The organism is Oscillibacter sp. KLE 1745, from assembly GCF_000469445.2.
In the GTDB taxonomy this organism is placed as follows: Bacteria; Bacillota; Clostridia; order Oscillospirales; family Oscillospiraceae; genus Oscillibacter; species Oscillibacter welbionis.
On the sequence record NZ_KI271696.1, the window covers coordinates 1 to 5,456 of the forward strand.

The 5,456-nt window shown below is 64.4% G+C and carries 4 protein-coding genes; 1 reads left to right on the plus strand and 3 read right to left on the minus strand.

The genetic code is table 11. The features are described 5' to 3' along the window. The first annotated feature begins 66 nt into the window (after nt 1-66). A complete protein-coding gene (locus tag HMPREF1546_RS04145) occupies nt 67-831 on the plus strand; it encodes an IclR family transcriptional regulator (protein ID WP_021750778.1) in 765 nt (254 codons plus the stop codon). 62 nt (nt 832-893) lie between these two features. On the opposite strand, the gene ppk1 is transcribed toward HMPREF1546_RS04145, so the two are convergent. The 3 genes from ppk1 to HMPREF1546_RS04160 form a co-directional block, all read right to left on the minus strand. Then, the gene (gene ppk1, locus HMPREF1546_RS04150) at nt 894-2,996 is read right to left on the minus strand and encodes a polyphosphate kinase 1 (protein ID WP_021750779.1); all 2,103 of its coding nucleotides are present in this window, start codon (nt 2,994-2,996) and stop codon (nt 894-896) included. Beyond that, complete coding sequence (locus HMPREF1546_RS04155) at nt 2,966-3,871, minus strand: Ppx/GppA phosphatase (RefSeq protein ID WP_021750780.1); 906 nt, start codon at nt 3,869-3,871, stop codon at nt 2,966-2,968. The genes ppk1 and HMPREF1546_RS04155 overlap by 31 nt, the downstream gene beginning before the upstream one ends. A 115-nt stretch (nt 3,872-3,986) precedes the next feature. Then, nucleotides 3,987-5,078 carry a tyrosine-type recombinase/integrase gene (locus HMPREF1546_RS04160; RefSeq protein ID WP_021750781.1) on the minus strand — a complete coding sequence of 364 codons (1,092 nt, stop codon included), beginning with the start codon at nt 5,076-5,078 and terminating at the stop codon, nt 3,987-3,989. Nucleotides 5,079-5,456: the final 378 nt, after the last annotated feature.

Here is a 5,456-nt window from a genome sequence, read left to right on the forward strand (position 1 = left end):
TCTGATTTTTTCGCACTTAGCTATTGACTTTTCACTATGATATCGCCAAAAAGGAGCGGCCGATTTATGGCAAAAGAACAGGTATCCAGCATCCTCCGCGCCCTGGAGATTTTGGAGTGCTTCATGGATAACGAGACGGAATGGACGTTGAAGCGCCTGGTGGCACAGCTGGATCTGCCCACCACCACTGTCCACCGCCAGCTCTCCACCCTCACGGACCGGGGTTATCTGGTCCAGGATCCCGTCCGCAAGAGCTACCGGGTGGGGCCACGCCTCCTGCTGCTCTCCAGCACCGTCCTCAGCCACTCCGATCTGCGCAGTACCGCCCGGCCGGAGCCGGAAAAGCTGTCCGCCACTGTGAAGGAGACCATCAACCTCAGCGTGATGCTGGACCGGGAGATCTTTTATCTGGACAAAGTGGAGACCTTCCGCTCCGTGGTGTGCAACACGAAAGTGGGCACCCGAGCCCCGGCCCACGCCACCAGCGGCGGCAAGATCATGCTGGCCTTTCACGATCCCGATTATGTGGACGCCTACTGCCGGGACCTGCCCCAGATGCAGCGGCTGACGGACCGCACCGTCTTCTCCCCGGACCTGCTGCGGGAGCAGCTGGCCCAGGCCCGGATCAACGGCTTCGCCATTGACGACGGGGAGATCGAACCCGGCCTGATCTGCGTGGGCGCCCCCATCTTCGGTCTGGACCAGACGGTGGTGGCGGCGGTCAGCATCGCCGGTCCCACCTTCCGTATGAAAGAAGAGCTGGACGTGATGACTCGTGCCGTGAAGGCCACTGCCGCCAACATCTCCCGCCTGATGGGCGGGCGGCCGTGACGCGATCTGTTTTCCAGCTGTCAGGAGCGGGACCCCATAAGGGCTCCCGCTCCTGCTGTTTTTTACTTCCGCTTCCGGAACAGCTCCGGCAGTCTCCAGCCGCGGCCCTTTCCCCGCTCCGTGGCCCGCATCTGGGGAGGATGGTCCAGATAGAACTGCTGGACGGAAACCGGCACCGCGCCGGCCTGCTCCGCCCGGACAAAGCCCCCGTCCGGCAGCATCCGCCGGGCCTTCACATTGTCTCCCAGAAGCCGGGCCAGATAGTCCGAGAGGAAGTCCTGCACCTCCCGGCTCTCCACCGGGCAGGCGATCTCCACCCGCCGCTCCTGATTTCGGGTCATGATGTCCGCAGAGGATAAGTACATCTGCCGCAGGGCACCCTCCCCGAAGCAGTAGATGCGGGAGTGCTCCAGAAACTCCCCCACGATGCTGGTCACGGTGATATGGTCCGTCTTGCCTGGCACGCCGGGCACCAGGCAGCAGATGCCCCGGACGATCAGGTCCACCCGCACTCCTGCCTGGGATGCCTCCGCCAGCTTGTCGATCAGCTCCCGCTCCGTGACGGCGTTGGTCTTCAGGATGATCCGCCCCCGGTCGCCCCGGGCGATCTCCCCGTCGATGAGCCGTAACAGCGTCTGCTTCAGGGACACCGGCGCCACCAGCAGCTTGCCGTAGCTGCCCCGCAAATCGCCGATCAGCATATTCTGGAAAAAGGCCACGCCATCGGCGGCAATGGTCCGATCCGCCGTCAACAGGGAGAAGTCTGTGTACAGCGCCGCGGTCTTTTCGTTGTAATTGCCCGTGCCGATCTGGGTCACATAGCTGAGTCCTGCTTTCTCCTTCCGGGTGATGAGGCAGATCTTGCCGTGGCACTTATAGCCGGCGGGTCCGTAGATCACCCGGCACCCGGCTTCCTCCAGCTCCCGGGCCCAGGTGATGTTGTTGCCCTCGTCAAAGCGGGCCCGCAGCTCCACCAGCACCGTCACGGCCTTGCCGTTCTCCGCCGCGGCGCACAGGTGCTTGATGACGGCGGACTTCCCCGCCACCCGGTAAATGGTCATCTGAATGGACACCACCGCCGGGTCCGCGGCGCTCTGGCGCAGCAGGTCCAGAAACGGCTGCATGGAGTGGTAGGGATAGAACAGCAGCACGTCCCGCTGGCGGATCTGCTCCCACATGGGCACCTCCCGGTCCAGCCAGGCGGGATATGCCGGCGCGTGGGGCGGGTAAAAGAGGGCGCTGTCCAGACTGTCCAGCTGGTAGGCGTATTTCAGAACCAGCGGGCAGGTGCACACATAGCTCTGCTCCGCCGTCAGCCTCAGCCGCCGGAGCAGCATGGCCTGCAGAGCCGGGGCCTCCCCCTGCATCTCCAGCCGCACCGGGGCCAGCCGCTCCCGCTGGCGCAGCAGCTTGGTCATCTGGGCGCGCAGGTCCAGGTCCTCCTGGTCCATAGCCTCATCATAGCTGATGTCTGCGTTCCGGGTGACGGACACCACCGCCTGCTCCTCGATCTGATAGATCTTGAAGATCTTCCGCAGGTGGTGGGCCAGAATGTCCTCCGTCCGCACGAAGGCGCCGGGCCGGGCCGGCAGAGGCAGGATGGGCGGCACCACATCCGGCACCCCCACGATGCCCAGCCGCCGCTTGTCTCCCTCCCGCAGCAGGGCGGCGGCATACAGGGTCTTGTTCTTCAGGTGGGGAAAGGGGTGGCTGGGGTCGATGATCTGGGGCATCAGCAACGGGCGCATGGCCTCCCGGTACCAGGCCCGCACATACTCCCGCTCACCGTTTTTCAGCTCCTTGTAGGGGATATCCGCCACCCCATGTTCCGCCAGGGCCTCTATCAGCTCCCGGTATACCTGGTCCCGCTGCCGGACCAGCGGCACCACGGCGGCATAGATCCGCCGCAGCTGTTCCGCCGGGGAGAACCCGCCCTTGTTTTCCCGGGCGTTCGGGGCCACTAGGGCTAGGTCCGTCAGGCTTCCCACCCGCACCATGAAGAACTCGTCCAGGTTGCTGGTGAAGATGGAGAGAAAGCGCAGACGCTCCATCAGCGGCACAGAGGGGTCCGCCGCCTCCTCCAGCACCCGCTGGTCAAAGGCCAGCCAACTGAGTTCCCGGTTCTGGGTGTAACTCAGGTCCCAGCGTTCAGCAGCTTGTGACACAGATATCCCTCCCTGACGCCGTAGGGACTGATATACAGCTCTCCTCCGCACAGCGCCTCTGTCAGTGCATCCATCAGCACGATGCCCGGCAGAATCGTGTGCACCCGGTCCGGGCAGTGCCGCAGGATCTGCTTCCGCGCCTGGTGGTCCCGCTTCAACAGCAGCTTTGTCAGCCGGCGGACCTCCGCAGGCGTCAGGATGCGGTTTCCCGCCGGCTTTTCATACCAGTCATTGGCGATTTTCAGCGCCGCCCGGGCCGTGCCGCCCACGCCGCAGACCCGTTCCGCCCGGTGCGCCGGCAGCCGGGCCTCCTTCAGGGCCGCGGCCACGGTGCTGCGGATCCGCTCCAGCTCCTTTTTCTTGGGCCACAGGCCGTCCACGCAGCGATTGAACAGCTCCAGGGATCCGATGGGCAGGCTCTGGGCCTTTTTGACCTCCCCGGCCCGGACCTCCAGGACCTCTGCGCTGCCGCCGCCAATGTCGAACATGGCGCCGTCCTGCAAGTCCGTGGCCGTCCGGGCGCCGTAATAGCCCAGTCTGGCCTCCAGCTCGCCGGAGATCACATCCACCCCCACGCCGGTGGCCGCCCGAATCTGCTCCACTGCCTCCTCCGTGTTGCGGATGTTCCGCAGGGAGGCGGTGGCAAATACGTGGGGGGCATCCAGATCAAACTGCCGCAGCAGCGCCTGAAAGTCCCGGATGGCCCCGCAGGCCCGCTGGATTCCCTCCGGAGAGAGCACCCCTCCGTGGACGTAGCTGACCAGTCCCGCCATCTCCTTTTCGGAAAACAGCAGGTCGAATCCGCCCTCCGGCAGGGTGTTGTAGACGGACAGTCGGATGGTGTTGGACCCCAGGTCCACAATGGCGAATTTCATGGGTATGACGCTCCTTCTTCCCGCGCTCCCCACTGGGATGCGGCGTTTCACGTTTATCAGATTGACAGAGGCAGATGAAATTCAAAAGCGCGGTGCTGTAAAATGCCGGTAAAATTCAGGCTTTTTCGATGGCTCTGGCCACAGCGGCCAGGGCCTGGGCCTCCGTGTCGTCAAAAAGGTGGGTGTAGATGTTGCTGGTGACGGTCATGGAGCTGTGCCCCAGGGTGCGGGAGATATCGAACATGGGCACGCCCTGGCTGTTGGCCACCGAGGCAAAGCTGTGCCGCAGGCCGTGGAGGGAGATCTTGGGCAGCCCCTGCCGCCGCACCACCGTCAGCAGGTCCCGGGTCAGCTGGTCCGGCTTGGGGGGCGTCCCGTCCTGCCGCAGCACCACCCACTCCTTCGGGTCGTCGCTGCGCCGCCTCTCCCACGCCCGCCGCAGCACCTGCTGCAGGTCCTGGAGCCCGGTGATGCCCAGCCGCCGGGCGGAGGTGCGGGTCTTGGGGGACTTCAGCACCACGCTGCCGCCCACCTCTGTGCGCACCTCCCGGATGGAGAGCAGCCCCGCCTCCAGGTCCACATTCTCCCACCGCAGGCCGCAGATCTCGCTGCGCCGCAGGCCCAGATAGGCCGCCAGCTTCACCGGCAGCTCCATCATCGTGCCGGACACGGCGGAGAACAGCAGCTGCAGCTGCTCCGGGGAGTAAAAGCTGAAGCGGGCCTCCTTCTTCTTGGGCGGCGTCACCCGGTCCATGGGGCTGCGTTCCAGCATCTCCAGCCGCACCGCCATGCCCAGGGCCGTGGTCAGCATCACATAGTGCTTGATGACCGTGTTGGGGGACAGGCCCTGGTTCATCTTCTCATAGAGATAGCCCTGGATACGCAGGGGCGTCAGCTCCGCCAGAGGGATCCTTCCCAGGGCAGGCAGCACATGACAGCGTGCCATGTTGCGGTAGGCGTACAGCGTGCTCTCTGCCCGGTCCCGGGCCACCACCTCCTCCAGCCAGAAGGTCAGCCACTCCCCCAGTGTGCAGTCCTTCCCCGGCAGGCGCCGGTCGGCACAGGAGTTCCCCTCCAGCGCGGCCTGGGCCTCCTCCCTGGTGCGGTAGGTGCGGGTATAGCGCCGTCCGTCCTGCCGGAACACCGCGTAATACAGCTGCCGCTCCGTGTCGTATGCAAGATTCTTCTGGATCGTCTTTCTGGGCATGGGTGCATTCCTCTCTCTTTCTCTCTCGTTTTGCGATGCAGGCGCATCGCAAAAGGGCCGTGTGCCGCCGACCACGGCGCGGCCTGAAATTTCAGCGCACGGACCGGGACAGCCCACATGCGCGAAAACTTCATGCGCCGCCGGGGCAGCTGATTTTCGCGGCGCCCCACTGCCCATGAAGTTTTATGCCCTTTTATCATAAACAACTCACGCTGTCCAATAGGATACCCATATTCGGTCAGACAAAACACAATTATTGTAAATTTCCGGGCCCGCTCCGGCCCTCTATTCATGTAGGGCCGGGGTGAATGCCCCTTCTGCCGCAGGCTTTTTCGCGGCCTGCGGGACAAAAAAGCGGCTGCCTGCGGCAGCCGCTCT